Origin of the sequence: Micromonospora sp. NBC_00389 (assembly GCF_036059255.1) — a bacterium.
In the GTDB taxonomy this organism is placed as follows: domain Bacteria; phylum Actinomycetota; class Actinomycetes; order Mycobacteriales; family Micromonosporaceae; genus Micromonospora.
Window position 1 is genome coordinate 3,152,050 of sequence record NZ_CP107947.1, and the last position, 17,539, is coordinate 3,169,588.

Annotated in this window: 13 protein-coding genes and 1 pseudogene; 8 read left to right on the plus strand and 6 right to left on the minus strand. The window is 73.8% G+C overall.

Going from position 1 to position 17,539, the window contains the following annotated elements; all coding sequences use genetic code 11:
* The first annotated feature begins 24 nt into the window (after nt 1-24).
* From OG470_RS14980 to pspM, 4 genes are all read left to right on the plus strand, one after another.
* Nucleotides 25-627: a CinA family protein gene (locus tag OG470_RS14980; protein ID WP_328424700.1), complete on the plus strand. Its 603-nt coding sequence runs from the start codon at nt 25-27 to the stop codon at nt 625-627.
* Between the two features lie 151 nt (nt 628-778).
* The gene (locus OG470_RS14985) at nt 779-1,240 is read left to right on the plus strand and encodes a helix-turn-helix domain-containing protein (protein WP_328424702.1); all 462 of its coding nucleotides are present in this window, start codon (nt 779-781) and stop codon (nt 1,238-1,240) included.
* Between the two features lie 198 nt (nt 1,241-1,438).
* Nucleotides 1,439-2,329: a PspA/IM30 family protein gene (locus OG470_RS14990; RefSeq protein WP_328424704.1), complete on the plus strand. Its 891-nt coding sequence runs from the start codon at nt 1,439-1,441 to the stop codon at nt 2,327-2,329.
* A gap of 23 nt (nt 2,330-2,352) precedes the next feature.
* A complete protein-coding gene (gene pspM / locus OG470_RS14995) occupies nt 2,353-3,165 on the plus strand; it encodes a phage shock envelope stress response protein PspM (RefSeq protein ID WP_328424706.1) in 813 nt (270 codons plus the stop codon).
* Between the two features lie 40 nt (nt 3,166-3,205).
* Here pspM and OG470_RS15000 read toward each other — a convergent pair whose 3' ends face one another.
* Nucleotides 3,206-6,868 carry a hypothetical protein gene (locus OG470_RS15000; RefSeq protein ID WP_328424708.1) on the minus strand — a complete coding sequence of 1,221 codons (3,663 nt, stop codon included), beginning with the start codon at nt 6,866-6,868 and terminating at the stop codon, nt 3,206-3,208.
* Between the two features lie 171 nt (nt 6,869-7,039).
* The gene (locus OG470_RS15005) at nt 7,040-7,918 is read right to left on the minus strand and encodes a DNA-formamidopyrimidine glycosylase family protein (RefSeq protein WP_328424710.1); all 879 of its coding nucleotides are present in this window, start codon (nt 7,916-7,918) and stop codon (nt 7,040-7,042) included.
* 109 nt (nt 7,919-8,027) lie between these two features.
* On the opposite strand from OG470_RS15005, the gene OG470_RS15010 reads away from it, so the two are divergent.
* The gene (locus OG470_RS15010) at nt 8,028-8,831 is read left to right on the plus strand and encodes a hypothetical protein (protein WP_328424712.1); all 804 of its coding nucleotides are present in this window, start codon (nt 8,028-8,030) and stop codon (nt 8,829-8,831) included.
* Nucleotides 8,832-8,838: 7 nt separating this feature from the next.
* On the opposite strand, the gene OG470_RS15015 is transcribed toward OG470_RS15010, so the two are convergent.
* On the minus strand, nt 8,839-10,509 hold the full coding sequence (locus tag OG470_RS15015) for a hypothetical protein (protein WP_328424714.1): 1,671 nt from the start codon (nt 10,507-10,509) through the stop codon (nt 8,839-8,841).
* Nucleotides 10,448-11,034, minus strand: a pseudogene (locus OG470_RS15020) (IS607 family transposase). The gene OG470_RS15015 and the pseudogene OG470_RS15020 overlap by 62 nt, the downstream one beginning before the upstream one ends.
* A gap of 29 nt (nt 11,035-11,063) precedes the next feature.
* On the opposite strand from OG470_RS15020, the gene OG470_RS15025 reads away from it, so the two are divergent.
* On the plus strand, nt 11,064-11,546 hold the full coding sequence (locus OG470_RS15025; RefSeq protein WP_442931127.1) for a hypothetical protein: 483 nt from the start codon (nt 11,064-11,066) through the stop codon (nt 11,544-11,546).
* A gap of 25 nt (nt 11,547-11,571) precedes the next feature.
* Here the strand turns inward: OG470_RS15025 and OG470_RS15030 are convergent, their stop codons facing one another.
* On the minus strand, nt 11,572-11,814 hold the full coding sequence (locus OG470_RS15030; RefSeq protein ID WP_278138018.1) for a CPCC family cysteine-rich protein: 243 nt from the start codon (nt 11,812-11,814) through the stop codon (nt 11,572-11,574).
* 154 nt (nt 11,815-11,968) lie between these two features.
* Between OG470_RS15030 and OG470_RS15035 the strand changes: the two genes are divergently transcribed.
* Both OG470_RS15035 and OG470_RS15040 read left to right on the plus strand, forming a co-directional pair.
* Nucleotides 11,969-12,220, plus strand: a complete 252-nt coding sequence (locus OG470_RS15035) for a hypothetical protein (protein WP_328424721.1) — start codon at nt 11,969-11,971, stop codon at nt 12,218-12,220.
* A gap of 22 nt (nt 12,221-12,242) precedes the next feature.
* Entirely contained in the window at nt 12,243-12,569 is a 327-nt protein-coding gene (locus OG470_RS15040) for a hypothetical protein (protein WP_328424723.1), read from the plus strand.
* 137 nt (nt 12,570-12,706) lie between these two features.
* On the opposite strand, the gene OG470_RS15045 is transcribed toward OG470_RS15040, so the two are convergent.
* Entirely contained in the window at nt 12,707-17,422 is a 4,716-nt protein-coding gene (locus OG470_RS15045; protein WP_442931128.1) for an Lhr family helicase, read from the minus strand.
* Nucleotides 17,423-17,539 lie beyond the last annotated feature (117 nt).

Consider the following 17,539-nt stretch of genomic DNA (forward strand, 5'->3'; position numbering starts at 1 on the left):
GGGTGGGTGGGGAAGGACCTTTTTATGGAGCGGGATGCGGATGTTGAGCGGCCGGTTGGCAGCCCGGCGGCTGGTGTGGTGCACAGGCTGGCGCAGCGGCACGAGACCCTGGCCACGGTCGAGTCGCTGACCGGGGGATTGCTCGCCACATCGATCGTCGAGATCGCCGGGGTCAGCAAGATCTACCGGGGTGGGCTGGTGGTCTACGCCACCGACCTCAAGGCCGCGCTGGCCGGCGTACCGGCTGACCTGCTCGCCGAGCGCGGGCCGGTGGACCCGGACGTCGCCGAGGCGCTCGCCGAGGGCGGCCGGCAGCGCTGCGGCGCGGACTGGGGGCTGGCCACCACCGGGGTCGCCGGTCCCGAGCCGCAGGACGGCAAGCCGGTCGGCCTGGTCTACGTCGCGGTCGCCGGGCCGAACGGTGGTGAGGTCCGCGAGCTCGACCTGAACGGTGGGCGGGAGCACATCCGCTCGGCCGCGGTGATCGAGGCGCTGCGCCTGCTCGCCGAGCGGATCCACGCCGCCGACGCTGACGCTGACGACCGGGCCGACGCCGCGGCCGACGACGCCGACGCCGCCGGGACCGCCTGGGACGGGGCGGGGACGGCCGGGGCCGGGCGGCGGTGAGCCGATCCGGCGAACCGACGGGCGGGGCGGGATGTCGCCCGGGCCCGCACCGGGTACGGTTGCGGGAAGACTTCGGCGCTCGGGGCTGGCGCGGTTCGCCGCGACTGGTTGTCCGGCACCGGGTGAGAGGTATCCCTCAGGGGGAGGTGCGATGGTCCTGCTACGCCGGGTGATCGGTGACGCACTGCGGGCGCGCCGGCAGGGGCAGCAGCGCACGCTGCGCGAGGTGTCCACCGCCGCCAACGTCAGCCTCGGCTACCTCTCCGAGATCGAGCGGGGGCACAAGGAGCCGTCCAGCGAGCTGCTCGCCGCGATCTGCGACGCGCTCGGGGCCCGCCTGTCCGAGCTGCTGCGCGAGGTGAGCGACACCGTGGCGCTGGCCGAGCAGATGCCCGGGGTGCTGGTTCCCATGCCGGACGAGCAGACCGAGGCCGCTCCCGTCGGTGCCGCGTCCGCCGTGCGCAGGAACACCCCCAACCGGGGCGTACGTCAGGTCACCTCCGACGGCAAGGTCGCGGTCTCGGTCCGTCAGGACTCGCCGCTCAAGGCCACGCTGCGCAGCACCCGGGTCCGCCCCACCGAGCGCGACCGGGACGTGGTCTGCGCCGCCTGAGGTCCTTCGTGTGGACCATGGGCGAGGTGGCACCAGCCGCGTAGGGTTGCCCTCAGGAGCTGGCGGTGCTCTCGACCGTCCGGTACGGATGCCTTGTTGGCGTCCGGCTGGGACGATGGAGATCGGCCGGGTCACGTTCGGGTCGGTCCATCCGGCCCGAGCGCGACGGAGCGACGCTACTGAGGGGATACCGCGGAGATGGCGAACCCGTTCGTCAAGGGCTGGAACTACCTGATGGCGCTCTTCGGTGCCAAGATCGACGAGCACGCCGACCCCAAGGTGCAGATCCAGCAAGCCATCGAGGATGCCCAGCGCCAGCACCAGGCGCTGGTCCAGCAGGCTGCCGCGGTGATCGGCAACCAGCGTCAGCTGGAGATGAAGCTGTCCCGGCAGATGACCGAGGTCGAGCGGTTGCAGGGCAACGCCCGGCAGGCCCTGGTGCTGGCGGACCAGGCCCGGGCCAAGGGTGACGAGGCCGAGGCCGGGCGATTCGAGCAGTCTGCGCAGACCCTGGCCACCCAGCTGGTCTCCGCCGAGCAGGCCACCGAGGACCTGAAGACCCTGCACGACCAGGCGCTGGGCGCCGCCGCGCAGGCCCGCCGTGCAGTGGAGAACAACTCGATGATCCTCCAGCAGAAGCTGGCCGAGCGCACCAAGCTGCTCAGCCAGCTGGAGCAGGCCAAGATGCAGGAGACGGTGGCCCGCTCGCTGGAGTCGATGTCGTCGTTGACCGCGCCGGGCACCACCCCGTCCCTGGACGAGGTCCGCGACCGCATCGAGCGGCGGTACGCCAACGCGATGGGCCGCGCGGAGCTGGCCGGCAACTCGGTCGAGGGCCGGATGCTGGAGATCCAGAAGGCGACCATCGACTCGGCAGGCTCGGCCCGGTTGGAGCAGATCCGGTCGAGCATGGCCGGAGAGCAGCTCGGCGGTGCGGCGCAGCGACCGGCCGTGCCGCAGGCCGGGACGCCCAGCCCGGCCAGTTCGGCCAGCCCGGCCAGTGACCCGGCGGCCGCTGCACGGCTGGACGAGCTCCGGGCCAGCATGGCCCGCGAGCGGGGCACCGGCGACCCGACCGCCGCCGGCTGAACGACCGGTCCGAGGAGGTCAGGGTGGCAGACGAGCGGACGCGGTACTTCCGCCGGCTGGATCGGCTGCGCCGGTCCGCCCGGCGGTGGAGTGTGCTGGCCGGTGGACTCGGCGGCGCGGCGGCGGTCCTGACTCCGTACGCCGGCCTCGGTCTGCCCGACGCGGCCTGGGCCGGCGCCGCCGGCAGTGCGGTGGCGCTGGCCGCCTGGCGCTGGGTCGACCTGCGCGCACTGGCCGCCCGCCCCGCGCCCCCGGCGCTGGACCCGGCCGAGGCCGCGGCACGGTCGCGGGCACGCCTGGTCGCCGCCGTCGAGCGGCTGCCGATCGGTCCGGGCGTGCTGGCCGAGGTACGTCGGGTCCGCACCCGGGTCGCACTGCGCGGCACCAGCGCCGGGCAGCAGTGGGCCCGACTGGACCGGGCCGCGCTCACCCTGGCCGGGATGGCCCCCCGTCTCACCGGGCTGGCCGAACCAGCGGTTCTGGAGGCCACCGCCGCCGACCGGTCGCTGCGCGACCTGGTCGGCCGGGTGGCCAGCGTCGAACGGGCGCTGCGGCTGGCCCCGACCGACGCCCGACCGCCGCTGGCCGAGGCGCACGGCGCGCTGACCGCCCAACTGGAGAGCGGGGTCGCGGCCTACGAACGGCTGGTGGTCGCCGCCGCCGGCTATCTGGCCGAGGACGCCCGCCCGGAGACCGCCGACCCGGCCGCCGCCCGACTCACCGAGGCGACCGACCTGCTGCACGGGGTGGCCTCGGCACTGGCCGAGCTGCGCGCCGTCGGCACGCCGCTGCGCGCCTCCGCGGAGCACAACCCGCCGCTGCGCGCGCCTCGCTGAGCACAACCCACCGCTGATCGGCGCCGCGCACTCCGGCCGGTCACGGCGGGGTGGTGACCGGGATGGGGCCGGTGTACGCCGAGCTGCCCACGACGTTGAACGACCGGATCCGGTAGTGATAGGTCACGCCCCGCGCCAGCCCGGTGTTGGTGAATCCGCGACCGGTCACCGTGAAGGTGGCCACCTCCCGGCCGAACGCCGGGTCCAGCGCCCGTTGAACGATGAATCCGGACCCCGGGCCGGCGGGCGTGGTCACCGCCCAGCCCAGGATCACCGTCGCGGTGTCCGGTGCCGGAGCGCTGGCGGTGGCGCTCACCCCGCTCGGGGCGCCCGGCGCGGGTGGGGTGCTCACCGCGGCCACCGTCGACCAGGCCGAGGCGGCGCCCAGGTACGTGGTCCGCACCCGGTAGTAGTACGTCGTGTCCGGGGCGACCGTGACGTCCAGGTGGTTGTCGCCGACCCCGATCGCGGTGGTGCCGGGGCCGCTGGTGAAGGTCGGGTTGGTGGCCCGCTGCACGTCGATGCCGGTGGCGAAGGAACGGTTCGTCCAGCGCAGTGCCACCCGTAGCGGCGCGGCCGGCGGGATCGCCCCGATCAGCCCACCCGGAGCGGCCAGGTGTACGGAGGCCGGCACGCTGTTCGACCAGGACGAGTAGCTGACCGCGTTCTCTGCCCGGATCCGGTAGTGGTAGGTGACTCCGGGGGTGACCGTCGCGTCGGTGTACCGGGTGGCGGCGGCCGCGACGGTGATCGTGGTGACCTCGCCGCCGAAGGTCGCGTCGGTGGCCCGCTGCAGCAGGTGGCTGGTGGCCGGCGGGCGGCCGCCGTTGCCGGTCCAGGCCAGCGCGATCGCGGGCAGGGCGGTGGCCGAGCCGGGCGCCGGCGTGGCGGTCAGCCCGGTCGGTGCCTTCGGTGCCACCCGCAGCACCAACGGCCGGTTCATCCCCAGGTCGCGGTGGCCGGCGAGCTGGCTGTGCAAGCGGTACTCCCAGCCCAGGTTGACCAGCTGGTTCACCACCACCGCGGGTCGCCCATCGGCTGGGCTGACCGGGGTCGACCCGGTCCGTGCCCCGGCCGGGCGACCTGGGTCGAGCAGCCGGACGCTGTCGCCCAGCTTGAACGGCAGCGTCGGGGCGACCGGGCGCAGCGCCACCACCACGTCCTCCCGGGGGTTGACCCGGACGATCTCCTTCCAGCCCAGCTCCGTACCGTGCGGGGGTCGCAGCGTGCCGTCCCAGCCGACCCGGTTGACCAGCTGCACGTCGCAGCCGCCGAAGCGCAGCGGCTCGGTCTGCCGGACGTTGCCGCTGATCCGCCAGAGCTGCGTCCCGTCCGTGGGCGCGCCGACCGGCACGGCCGGGTCGGCGGCGAAGAGCACCTCGGTGACCGGGTCGGTCGGCCCGAGAGGCAGGGTCGCCGCGGTGAGCGGCCCGGCGTGCGGGTGCCCGACGCCGAGCCGGCCGGCCAGCCGGCCGTGGTCGGGCTCGAAGACCTGTTGCGCGGCCTTGACCGCGACCGGCAGGGTGACCGGGCCGGAGCTGCCCGCCGGAGTGAAGGTCACCGTGCTGGCATGCACCGGCACGGTCGTCTCCCGCGCGGTCCGGGTGCCGAACGCCGGGTCGTACGCCGGCTGCGGCACGATCGGCGGGCGCTGGCTGGCCACGTACGCCAGCGGCAGCCGGTCGCGCAGCCGGGCCAGGTTGTACGGCGGTGCCGGCGCCCCGGTCACCCGGAACTGGAGCAGGGTGCGGGTGTTCGGGCCGTACCCCGGCTCGGTGGCGGGCGGGCCGCCCTCGGCGGTCCGGTCCGGCGCGTCGGTGTGCTGGTCGTAGCGCGGGTCGAAGCCGGGCAGCGGGGCCGGGGCGTCGTTGTACAGGATCAGCGTGCTGCCCGGTGGCACGGCGGAGAAGTCGACCAGCACGTCGGCCCGCTCGCCCGGGGCGAGCAGCAGCGCGTGCCCGTCGACGTTCAGCACGGTCGGGTCGAGGCGGTCGTAGCGGTAGCCGATCGGCTGGTTCGGCAGGACCACCGGGGCGGGCAGCAGCCCGGCCTCGTTGCCGATCTGGATGAACTCCGGTCCGGCGGCGCGCGGGTCCGGCACCCCGCCGTCCCGCCCGTCGGTCGGCCAGCTCGCCGGCCGGTCCGCCGCCCGGACGGCGGGCACCATCGGCACCTCGCCGGCGTCGGCGTCGACCAGGTCGCCGTCGTCGGTCCACATGGGGCTGTCCGAGCAGGCACGGTAGAGCTGGAGGTTGAGGCTGCGGTCCAGGCAGGCGTTGAGGATCCGGAACCGGTACGCGCGCGGCCGCACCTCCAGGTACGGGTAGGCGGCGCCGTTGACCAGCGGGGTGTCGCCGTACGCCTCGGGCACCGCGGACGGGTGCGGCACCCCGGGGCTGAGCGGCGGCTCGTCGGGTGCGCCGACCGGGTCGTGGTGCGGGTTCGGGACCGGGCCGGGCCCGGTCAGCGGCGGTCCAGCACCGTCCGCCGTCGGCCAGCCGTCGGTACGGGTGCCGTCCGGGGCCGGGTTGCGGGACCAGGGGCCGTAGTCCCACCGGCCGGTGGGGTTGCGCCCGCCGGACCGGTACGGGTTCTGCCGGGGTTGGTAGACGTGCGGATGCCAGAGGCTGCCCCGAGCGCCCCAGCGTTCCCGGTCCCAGGTCGGGTCCTCGGCGGCCAGTTGGGTGTCGTCCGGCACGAACGTCTTGTCCTCGATCACCAGCGGCAGTTGGTCGGGCGGCAGCACGCCGTCCGCGACGAGCTGCTCCTCGGCCGGGTCGGTCAGCAGGTAGAGCGCGAGCTGCCCGCCGTAGACCGTGAGGCGGGCCAGGCCGAGGGTGTTGTCGTGGAACCACAGCAGCCGGCCGCTCTGCTCGTTCGGGTAGTAGAGCGTGGTGGCGCCGGTCCCGGGCGGCGGCATGTCCGGCACGTGGGTCAGGCCCGGCCCGGTCGGGTACGGGGTGATCTCCCCGGCCGGGGTGATCCACTGCCCCGGGTTGCCGGCGCTGGTCCAGCCGGTCCGCGCCCCGGCCAGGTGCAGCACCGCCCGGTTCTGCGGGTACGGCGCCGGGCCGTCCAGCGGGCCAATGCCGGCCCCCGGGACCGTGTCGTCAACCGGCAGGAACAACTCGCCGGCCCGACCGGTGGGGAGCTGGTTGATGAACTTCACCCGGACCGGTCGGCCCCGCCGGGCGAGGATCATCGGACCGAGGTGCCAGGGCCGCTCCGGCGGCGCCACGGTGTTGTGGCCCGACGCGTCGGTGCCCAGGTTGAGCTGGCGGTAGCCGCGCAGCCGGGTGGCCGGCAGGTCCCGGTGCAGCCGCTGCGCGTACTCCTGCAGACCGATCTCGTAGTAGTCGCAGCCCGGGTAGCTGATCGTGTCCGGTACCGCCACCGGCAGGTACCCGCCGAGCTCGGTGCGGCCCTGCTGGCCCGGGATCGGCAGCGCGTCGACGAACTTCCGCAGCCCGGTGCCTCGCACCACGCGCCCGTCGAGATCACGCGCCGGGCGAGGGCTGTGCGCGAAGTTCGGCACCGGGCCGAAGCAGCGGGGCAGGACGGCCGGGTCCAGGCTGGCCGTCGGGCCGGCCTCCTCGGCGGTCCGGGCGGCCGGCACGGACGCGGTCCAGCCGTTGGCGCGGCTGTTGCTGTCGCGGGCTGTCCGCTCGAAGAAGGTGGAGCGGAGTCTGCGGAACATCGCCATGACTCTCCCGGGGTCGGGGCACGAGGGCCGCCACCCCGGCGTGGCGACCTGGTCGAGCCCTGCACTCTGCTGACGGTCGGTGAGCACCCAACCGCAGCATGAGACTCGGACGGCCGGTTAGGAATTACCCAATCGTCCGTATCTGGGATGACCTCGGTTCACGAGGGATGGTCAGCCGGGCGACGGGGCGGCCGGGTGCTCCGGCTGGCAGACCGGGCACCAGTAGGTGACCCGTTCGCCCAGCTCCCGCTTGTGGATCGCGGTGCCGCAGCGGCGGCAGGGCTGGGCGCGGCGGCCGTACACATAGCTGGTCTGCCCCCGGTGCAGCGACCCGGTGGTGCTCTGCGTCCAGCGGCCCCGGTTGGCGGCCAGCAGTCGCTGCGCGAGGGCCACCATCCCGTCCAGGTCGGGCACCGCGCCCACCGGCGCCCACGGTGACACGCCCCGCAGGAAGAGCAGCTCGGACTTGTAGAGGTTGCCCACCCCGGCCAGGTTGCGCTGGTCGAGCAGCGCTTCGCCAATCGTCTGCTCCGGGTGGGCGGCGAGCCGGCGCACCGCCTCGGCCGGATCCCAGTCCCGGCCGAGCAGGTCGGGGCCGAGGTGGCCGACCAGGCGGTCCTCCTCGACGGTCGGCACCAGGGCCAGCTCGTGCAGGTGGTAGCCCACGGCGACCGCGCCGGGGCTGCGCAGCACCACCCGGATCAGGTGCGCCGGTCGACCACTCCAGCGTTCCCCCGGCGCGTACGCCCGCCAGGCGCCGTCCATCCGCAGGTGCGAGTGCAACGTCCAGTGCGGCTCATCGGCCCCCGCGCTCGCGCTGGCGGCGGCTCCACGCGGCCCGTCGGCGGGGGCGGCTCCGCGCGGCCGGGCGGGGGCGGTGAGGCGGAGCAGCAGGTGCTTGCCCCGGCTGGCGGACTCGCGCACGGTCCATCCGGTGAGATCGGTGGTGGCCAACTGCGGCACCCGAAAGTCACTGGAGGTGAGCCGCGTGCCAGCCAGCGCACGATGCAGCACGCGCGCGGTGTTCCAGACAGTGTCGCCTTCGGGCACCCCGCCATTCTCCCTCTTTAGAGCAGCATTCGCATGTGTCGCTATTTGTACTCTGGTTCCCCATGATCTCCCGACATACGAGGGTCAGGAGGTTCTGAGGAGAATGCCCATGATGGGACCGCGTTGTCGTATCCGATCCGTCGCCCTCGTCGCCACCCTCACCCTCGGGCTCACCGTCGCGCTCATACCCGCCATCACCGCAGTCCCGGCCACCCTCGCCGCAGGCCACTCGCTCACCCTCGTCGCCGCCCCGGCCGGCGAACGCTGGAACGCTGACCTGTCGGTCGTCGACCGCGACGACGTCAACGTCCGACGTACCGCCGCCGGGTTGCGGCTGCGCGAGGCCCGGTCCGCCGGGCGCAGCCCTCGCAGCGCGGTCGCCGAAGGGATGCTGCTGACCGCCCCGCGCACCCTCAGCCGGCCGGCAACCCGGGTCCGCGCCGAGATCACCGCCCGGGTCCCCGCCGGTGCCACCGTAGAGGCGCAGGTCCGGGGCTGGCGGGTCAACGGCTGGGCCGAGTGGCGGGGCCGCCACCGCCGGCGCCGTCTTCGACCGGCCGGTCAGCCGGGTGCAGACCCGGGTAGTGCTCACCACGCGGGCCGGCGGCGCCACCGCGACGGTACGCGGTGTCCAGCTCGCCGCCGACGCGGCCGCCGCCGTCTCCGCCGCCACGCCCGGCCTCACCTACCGGGTGTACGGATCGGCTTGGTCGGCGAGCAGACCGCCAACGGTCGCACCGTGCAGCCGCGGGACCATTTCGTGGCGCTACCGTCGCGGCGTGGCCTGTCGCCGCTGAACAGCGGCGACTACACGGTGCGGGTCTGCACCACCACCGGCTCGTGCTGCGAGTACGCCCCGGTCTGGGACGTCGGGCCGTGGAACACCCGCGACGACTACTGGAACCGTTCCTGAACAGTGGTCAGAAGTGACTATGAAGATCAAACTGACACTGCGTCCATCCCGAACGGTCTTGGATGGGCTGGTCCCCCGCGTTCGCTCCCGCGGTCGGCGGCACGGATCGTGTCCGTGGTCCGGTCTGAGGAGGGCGGGTTCCCTCACGTCCCCGTCCACCGGGTCGGGCCTGGGCGGTCCGATGCCCGCCAGCGTCGCTCTGGTGCTGGCGGGGCGGTGCCGTCCGTCGCCTGATCCGGTGTCCGAGGGCGCGTCGTGCGATCGCCACGCTGGCCGTCTGGTGGCGGGTGGTGGCGCGTTTCTTGGTGGTCAGGGGCTTTTGCCAGTGCTCGGCGCCCCACATGCTGGTGTAGGCCGGGTCCACGGCGATGATGCTGATGTCCGCCTCGGCGGTCATCGCCAGCAGACGGGCACGCAGCTTGCCGGTGGGCATGCCGTTGATGAGTTGCCGGAAGCGGCGCTTACGGCCGTGCTTCTCCCGGGTCTTGGAATCGGTGAAGTCCAGGTCTTCGATGGCGATGGCTCGGCAGCCGGTGTGCTTGGCCCAGTGCAGCAGCCGGGTGATGGCGTGCCGGATCTGGGCGTCGCGCCGCTCGGCTGTCCCGCGCAACTGGTACTCGAAGGTGCGGGGCTGGCCGATCGGGTTGCCGTGGATGTCGAGTCGCCAGGCAGCGAGGTGGTCGGCGTTCATGTCCACGCCGATGATCTCGCCCGAGCGCAGGGTCTGGATCGGCACGATCGGGAGATCCTTGCGCTGCCAGGACGCATCGAGGTACCAGCGGCTCTTGGTCACATCCAGATGGATGCGGTAGGCGACCGCCCGGTTGACCTCGATCCGGTCGCGCCACTGCACGCCCCGGTGCGGGAAGCTGACACGGGCGGCCAGCACATACCGGCCGTGCTTGGCGTTCGCCAGGTGCGTCAGCGGCGCGGGCAGCTTGATCGATACATCGCCCTCGGGCGTGACGCGGATCGTTTCGTTGCCGTACCGCTTCCCGGACTCGCCATCAGCACCGAGGAACCAGCGCTGCGCCTCCCAGCGTTCCCGCCACTGGTCCTCGGTCAGATTGGCAGCGGCGAGGTTGTGCCGCGTCTTGAGCAGCTTTTGGCCGCCGCGCACTACGCGGACCTGACCGGCGTCGCGCTCGGCCAGTACGCGCTCGCGCTGGCGCTCCAGGTGTGCCAGGCGGCGGGACTTGTGGAACCACTCGTGCTCGCACCGGTAGCCGCCGGGCTTGCCCCGGCTGCCTTTCTCGCCGATCGGCAGGGACAGGCGGTGCCGCAGCATGCGGATACCAGCCCGCAGAGACTCGATGTGAGCCCACTGAGCGCGGCGGGACAGGCCCCACTGGTCGTGCGTGGCCTTGGTGATGCTCCCGGCCCAGCGGGACGACGATTCGCCGGTGAGCTCCCGCTTCCGGTGTGCCCAGGTGTCGGTGGAATGCTCGAGGCCGTCGCGGCAACGCTGCGCCAGGTCCCGGGAGGCGAGCGATCCCAGGTGTTCACCGACCAGACGCAGGATCTTGTCGTCCTCCGCAGTGAGGCCCTTGAGCCGGTCGCGTATGCACACACCCATGGCGGGGTCGGCGACGAACGGCCGGGCGATATCACGCAGATCAGCCACGCGCCGCGGCCTCCAACACGGCCTTCGCCCGGTTCTTCGCAGACCGGCGGCCATACAAGCGGGCGCAGAACGAGGTCAGTATCTCCACCATGTCCCGCACCAGGTCGTCTTCGACTTCACCTTCGTCCAAGACGACGAGACGACGGCCGTGGGCGGCGAGCGTGGCTTCGACCAGCTCCACATTCATCCGGCCCAGCCGGTCCTTGTGCTCCACCACCACGATGCTCACCTGCGGGTCGGCCAGCAGCCGACGGGCCTTGGAACGGCCACCGTTCATCCCGGAGCCGATCTCCGACTCCACACGGACGACACGGTGACCAGCCTGCGCTGCCCACCGGGCCAAGCGGGCGGTCTGCCGCTCCAGATCGTCCTTCTGGCCATGCGCGGAAACACGGGCATACAACCCGACACCACCGACCGTTTCCGGCACGGTGTTCGCTTCGATGTTCACCAGGATCGTGCGCGGCCCCACCCGTCGCGCAGGACCGGCAACGTGCCCTCACGGAACCAGCGATACGCAGTACGCGGTGCAACACCTTGCGCCTTAGCCCATTCCGTCAGAATCACAACGAGGATCATACAACACTAAAAGCACCTAACAGTCACTCATGGACACCCCACAACAAGCAGTTAGCAACCCCTCCGCGGTGCGGGAGAACTGGAAGAACCTGCCGCAGGGTCGACCCGAGGCGCAGGCCGCGTACCAGTCCGGCTACAACGGCGGGCGGGACCAGTTCGGCCGCACCATGCTCAACCCGGCCGGCGTCGACCTGGCCGACGGCACCTTCTGGCACCTCTTGAAGCTGACCACCAACGCCTGGGTGAACGTGGCCTACCTGTGGACCGGTGGCGGGCCGCGCGGGGTGGTGGGCGACGGGCCGCTCAACATCCGTACCGCCGCCAGCACGTCGTCCCCGATCCGGGGCCTCGCCGCCCGGTTCGCCAACGTGCCGATCCAGTGCTCCGTCACCGGCCAGTCGGTGGCCGGCCCCTACCGCACCACCACGCGGTGGAACCGCCTGGCCAGCGGGCAGTACGTCAGCCACGCGTACATCTCCAGCGTGTACGGAGGCGCGGTGCGGGTCTGCTGAGCCGAGTTCGTTCCGTCGGGCGCCGTCAGGGGCGCTCGTCGGGGCGGGCCTGGCGCACCATGTCCTGGTAGCGCGGGTGGCTGGCACCGTAGACGGCGTAGTTGAGGCGGGCGTGCGAGAGGCTGAGATCGCCGTTGGGGCCGCCCCGGACGGCGTCGGCATCGGCATCGGTCTGACCGTCGTCGGTCCAGAAGCAGACCGGGCACGTCCCGCCGCCGGTCCGGGAGGCGCAGCAGGGACAACCCACGGGAACTACGTGTTCACCCACCGGGGAAGCATTCCACAGTTGAATATCAGCGGGCGACCCGCAGGAGGTCGCCCGGAGCCACCCCAAAGGCCCAACGCCGGCTGGCGGATATGGGACAGGCGCACTGGCCGACCGGCCACTCCCGCCGCCGAGTGCCGTTGGGGAGACTGCCCTGGTGACATATCGGAGCCTGCCGGCCGTCGGAGCACTCATGGTCGCCGTCGCCCTCACCGCCGGTTGTGGCAGCGACGACGCCGACCGGCCGGACGCCTCGTCCGCCTCGGCTCCGGCGGCCACCGGGCTGCCGGCGGCGCCGATGCCCTCGGTAGTCGCGCCCAGCGCCGGCAGTGCCGCGCCCTCGTCGGCTCCGTCAGCCCGGCCAGTCCTGCCGGCCCCCGCCGCCCGCCGCTCCGCAGGGGCCGACTGAGCGCCGGTCCAGCCCGCCGCCGGTGGTGCTGCCCCAGCGCCCGGCCGGGGCGCCCGGCGCGAAGCAGGTCGTCGACGCGTTCGTCGCCGCCGGTCTGAAGGCGACGCACCCGAAGGACCGCTCGGTCGACTGCGGCCCGGACGGGCTCGGCCTGGGCTGTTCCGAGCTCATCGCCACCGACGCCGTCACGGTGTACGTGTTCCCCGACGAGATTAGCGCCAGTGACATCGCGGCGACCTGGAGCGGCCAGTCGTACCAGCGCGGTGCGGTGGTGCTCAACTACCTGGAGGCGAAGACCCCGGCCGCCGACCGCCCGCGCTACGAGGAGGTCCTCGCCAACCTGCGCTGAGCACCGAGCCCGTGGCGTCGGCGGCCCAGGGCATGTCTGTCTTTTGAGCGTGATACCTGTGAGTCATATCTATGACTCACAGGTATCACGCTCAACCGGGTGGGGCCCGCCGGGCGTCGGCCGTTCGGCAGGTCGGGTCAGCCGCGGAGGCGCAGGCCGCGTGGGGTGGCCCGGAAGCCGGCGGCGGTCAGCGCGTCGCGCAGCGCCGACGAGCGCACCGCCTCGCCGTCGGCCCGCTCCACCGACATGGCGCCCAACGCTCCGGAGTGGACAGCGTCGGCGAGCGCCTTGCCGGCTGTGGCGAGCGTGTCGGTGTCGTCGGTGAAGGAGAGCAGCGTCCGGCCGCCGCGCTCCACGTAGAGCACCAGGTCGCCGCCGACCTGCACCACCAGGGCGCCCGCCTTACGGCCGGCCCGGTGCCCGGTCGCGGGGACGGCCCCGTCGCCGGAGTCGACCACCCGTTCCGGCCAGGGCAGCGCCGCCCCGTACGGATTGGCCGGGTCGGTGGCGGCGAGCACCGTGGCCGGGGTGCCCCGGCCTCGGGCGCCGTCGGCCGGCTCGGCCAGTGCGCGCAGCCGGTCGACCGCGCCGGGCACCGCGAACTGCGCTGCGCCCAGCCCTTCCACGAAGTAGCCCCGGCGGGCCGCGCCGCGCTCCTCCAACGCCGACAGCACCGGGTAGACGGCGGCGAACCCGCCGACAACCTGCTCGGCCATCACCGCGCCGCGAGTGACCACCCCGTGCCGCTCCAGCAGCACGTCGGCGAGGGCGGCGGCGCGCCGGGTCGGGTCGAGGTCCCGCTCCGGCAGCCGCGACCAGCGGCCGGCGACCGTCGGCGGACCGCCCCGGCTGGGCAGCGCCACCCGGCCCGGCCGCCGGTAGCGGGTACGCGGCGCGGACGGTCGGGAGCGGTGCGCACCGCCGGCGCCGAGCACCGCGCGTAGCGGGGCGAGGGTGTCGTTGGTGAGGTGACCGGCCCAGACCAGGTCCCAGATCACGGCGGTCAGCGCCGCGTCGTCGGTCGAGCCGACCCGGTCGGCCAGTGGCCGGAAGAACAGCGCCTGCCCGTCGCCGAGTGCGTCGAGCACCGCCTCGTGCAGCGGGGTGCGGGTCAGCGCCTCGTCGGGCGGCGGGAGCAGCAGCGGCGCGGAGTCTGCGTACGCCAGGGTGACCCAGCCGTCGCCGCCGGAGATCGCCCCCGACCCGGCCCAGAGCACCTCCCCGCTGGCGCACAGCTCGTCGAGCTGGGCGGGGGAGTAGTCGGCGACCCGGCCGGGCAGCACCAGCCGCTCCAGGGCGGACGCCGGCACCGCCGCGCCCTGCAACTGCTCCACGGTCGCGGCGAGCGCCTCCACCCCCCGGGCGGACGAGCCGACCTGTTGCCAGCGGGGCAGGAAGGTGGCCAGCGCGCGGGGCGGCACCGGCTCGATCTCCCGGCGCAGCGCCGCGAGCGAGCGGCGGCGCAGCAGCCGCAGTACCTCCGCGTCGCACCACTGGGCACCGGCCGAATCCGGGGTGAACTCCCCGGAGACGACCCGCCCGGTGGCGCCGAGCCGGCGCAGCGTCTGCTCCACCACGAACACGCCGAGCCCGAAGCGGGCCGCGCAACTCGCCGCGGCGAACGGCCCGTGGGTGCGGGCGTAGCGGGCCACCAGGTCGCCGAGCGGGTCGGCCACCGGGGCGAGGTACGCCTCGGCCACCCCGACCGGCAGTGCCACGCCGAGCGCGTCGCGCAGCCGGGCGGCGTCCTCGACGCCGACCCAGCGCTGCTGGCCGGCGATCCGGACCCGCAGCACCCGGCGGGCGGCCTCCAGCTCGGTCAGCCAGGTCTCCGGCGCGCCCCGCTCGGCCAGCTCTGCGGTGCTCAGGTCGCCGAGCACCCGCAGCAGCTCGACCACGTCCTCGGCGTCGCGTGGGCGGCGCTGCTCGGTCAGCCAGCGCAGCTGCCGTTCGGTCTCGGCGAGCACCGTCGGGTCCAGCAGTTCGCGGAGGTCGACCCGGCCGAGCAGCTCGCCGAGCAGCGTCGAGTCCAGGGCGAGCGCGGCGGCGCGCCGCTCGGCGAGCGGGGCGTCGCCCTCGTAGAGGAACGCCCCGACGTAGCCGAAGAGTAGTGACCGGGCGAACGGGGACGGCTGGCTGGTCTCCACCTCGACCAGCCGCACCTTGCGGTTGGCCAGGTCGCGCATCAGCCCGGCCAGCGCAGGCTGGTCGAAGACGTCCTGGAGGCACTCCCGGGCGGCCTCCAGAGTGACTGGGAAGTCGGCGTACTCGCGGGCCACGTCGAGCAACTGCGCGGCACGTTGCCGCTGCTGCCAGAGCGGTTGGCGGCGGCGCGGGTCGCGGCGGGGCAGCAGCAGCGACCGGGCGGCGCACTCCCGGAATCGAGCGGCGAACAGCGCCGAGGTGCCGACCGACTCCTCCACGAGCTGGGCGATCTCGTCGGGATCGAAGACCACCACGTCGGCGCCGGGTGGCTCGTCGGCGGTGTCCGGCAGGCGCACGACGATGCCGTCGTCGGAGGGCATCACCTGGGCGTCCACCCCGTAGCGCTCGGCCAGCCGGCGGCCCACCGCGAGGGCCCACGGCCCGTTGACCCGCGCACCGAGGACGCTGTGCACGGCCAGCCGCCAGTCGCCCAGCTCGTCGCGGAACCGCTCGACCACGATCGTCCGGTCGTCGGGCAGCGAGCGGGTGGCTTCCCGCTGCTCGCGCAGGTACGCCATCAGGTTGGCGGCTGCCCAGTCGTCCAGCCCGCCGGCGCGCAGCGCGGCCAGCGCCGCCTCGTCGGTCTGGCGCAGCAGGGTGCGCACCCGGGCGCCGATGGCGCGGCCCAGCTCGACCGGCCGGCCCAGCTGGTCGCCCTTCCAGAACGGCATCCGGGCCGCCTGCCCGGGGGCCGGCGAGACCAGCACCCGGTCCGGGGTGATCTCCTCGATCCGCCAGGAGGACGAGCCGAGCAGGAAGACGTCGCCGACGCGCGACTCGTAGACCATCTCCTCGTCCAGCTCGCCGACCCGGGCGGCGCGCTCGGCGCCGGCCAGGAAGACCCCGAACAGGCCCCGGTCGGGGATGGTGCCGCCGCTGGTCACGGCGAGCCGCTGCGCGCCGGGGCGGCCGGTGAGCAAGTCGGTGGCCCGGTCCCAGACCAGCCTGGGGCGCAGCTCGGCGAAGGCGGTGGACGGGTAGCGGCCGGAGAGCATGTCCAGTACGGCGTGCAGCGCGGAGTCGGGCAGCTCGGCGAAGGGCGCGGCCCGGCGGACCAGCACGGCCAGGTCGCCGACCCGCCACGGCTCCAGTGCCACCATGGCGACGATCTGCTGGGCCAGCACGTCCAGCGGGTTGCGCGGGTAGTGCAGCTCCTCGATCGCGCCGTCGGTCATCCGCTCGGCGACCACCGCGCAGGAGAGCAGGTCGCCGCGGTGCTTGGGAAAGACCACCCCGCGGGAGACCGCGCCCACCTGGTGCCCGGCCCGGCCGACCCGTTGCAGCCCGGCGGCCACGCTCGGCGGCGCCTCGATCTGCACCACCAGGTCGACCGCGCCCATGTCGATGCCCAGCTCCAGGCTGGAGGTGGCCACCACCGCCGGGAGCTGGCCGGACTTGAGCGCCTCCTCGATGTGCTTGCGCTCCTCCCGGGAGACGCTGCCGTGGTGCGCCCGGGCGATCACCGGCGTCGCGCCGGTGGCCGCGCCGGACTGGGCCATGACCTCGGCCGGGGGCCGGCTGCGGACCGGACCGGCCGGGCCACCCCACCGCGGCGCGTCGCTCACCGGGCCGTCGTCGCCCGCCGGGCCGTCGCCCGGCGACCACCCGTCCGGTACGCCGACCGCGCCGTTGCCTGCCTGTGCGGTGGCCTGTGCGCTGGCCACCTCCTCGGCGGCCAACTCGTTGAGGCGCGCGCAGAGCCGCTCGGCGCTGCGCCGGGAGTTGGTGAAGACGATGGTGGAGCGGTGTGCCCCGATCAGGGAGAAGACCCGCTCCTCCACGGCCGGCCAGATCGAGGCGCGGCGCGGCCCGGGACCGCCGAGGGCGTCCTCCGATGGCTGCTCCTGCTCGTCCAGGCGGGTCATGTCCTCCACCGGGACCTGCACGCTGACCTCGATGGTCTTCGGTGTGGCCGGCTGCACGACGTCGACCGGCCGGGCGCCGCCGAGGAAGCGGGCGCAGGCGTCGATCGGCCGGACGGTCGCGGAGAGGCCGATCCGCTGTGCCGGGGCGGGCAGCAGCTCGTCGAGACGTTCCAGTGAGAGGGCGAGATGGGCGCCGCGCTTGCTGCCGGCCACCGCGTGGACCTCGTCGACGATCACCGTCTGGACGCCGCGCAGTGAATCCCGGGCGGCGGAGGTGAGCAGCAGGAACAGCGACTCGGGCGTGGTGATGAGGATGTCCGGTGGGGTGCGGGCGAAGGCTCGGCGCTCGTCGGCCGGGGTGTCGCCGGTGCGCATCCCGACGGTGATGTCGGGCGGGGCGACGCCGAGCCGGGTCGCCGCCTGCCGGATGCCGGCCAGCGGGGCGCGCAGGTTGCGCTCCACGTCGACGGCGAGCGCCTTGAGCGGGCTGACGTAGAGCACCCGGCACCGCTGTCGGGCCTCGGCCGGAGCCGGCTCGCGGGCCAGCCGGTCCAGCGACCAGAGGAAGGCCGCGAGCGTCTTGCCGGAGCCGGTGGGTGCCACGACGAGGGCGTTGCGGCCGGCGGCGACCGATCGCCAGGCGCCGGCCTGGGCGGCGGTGGGCGCGGCGAAGGCGGCGTCGAACCATGCGCGGGTGGCCGGGCCGAACCCGGCGAGCGCCGCGCCGGTGTCTGCGTCTGCGCCGGTCACCGGTCCATCGTGCCCCGCTGGTACGACAACCACGAACGATCCACGGTGGAATGTGTCCGGCTGAACGGCATAAGCACCGAACGCGCGCTTAATACGTTAAGTCTCACTTAACTGCTTGCTTCTGAGGAGCAACATAAAGTAACTTCACTC

Excerpts from the sequence above, each read along its gene's own strand:
- OG470_RS15000 (WP_328424708.1), bottom strand. The coding sequence starts at position 6,868 with ATGGCGATGTTCCGCAGACTCCGCTCCACCTTCTTCGAGCGGACAGCC.
- OG470_RS14990 (WP_328424704.1), top strand. The coding sequence starts at position 1,439 with ATGGCGAACCCGTTCGTCAAGGGCTGGAACTACCTGATGGCGCTCTTC.
- OG470_RS15010 (WP_328424712.1), top strand. The coding sequence starts at position 8,028 with ATGATGGGACCGCGTTGTCGTATCCGATCCGTCGCCCTCGTCGCCACC.
- OG470_RS15015 (WP_328424714.1), bottom strand. The coding sequence starts at position 10,509 with ATGGCCGCCGGTCTGCGAAGAACCGGGCGAAGGCCGTGTTGGAGGCCG.
- OG470_RS14980 (WP_328424700.1), top strand. The coding sequence starts at position 25 with ATGGAGCGGGATGCGGATGTTGAGCGGCCGGTTGGCAGCCCGGCGGCT.
- OG470_RS15025 (WP_442931127.1), top strand. The coding sequence starts at position 11,064 with ATGGACACCCCACAACAAGCAGTTAGCAACCCCTCCGCGGTGCGGGAG.
- OG470_RS14985 (WP_328424702.1), top strand. The coding sequence starts at position 779 with ATGGTCCTGCTACGCCGGGTGATCGGTGACGCACTGCGGGCGCGCCGG.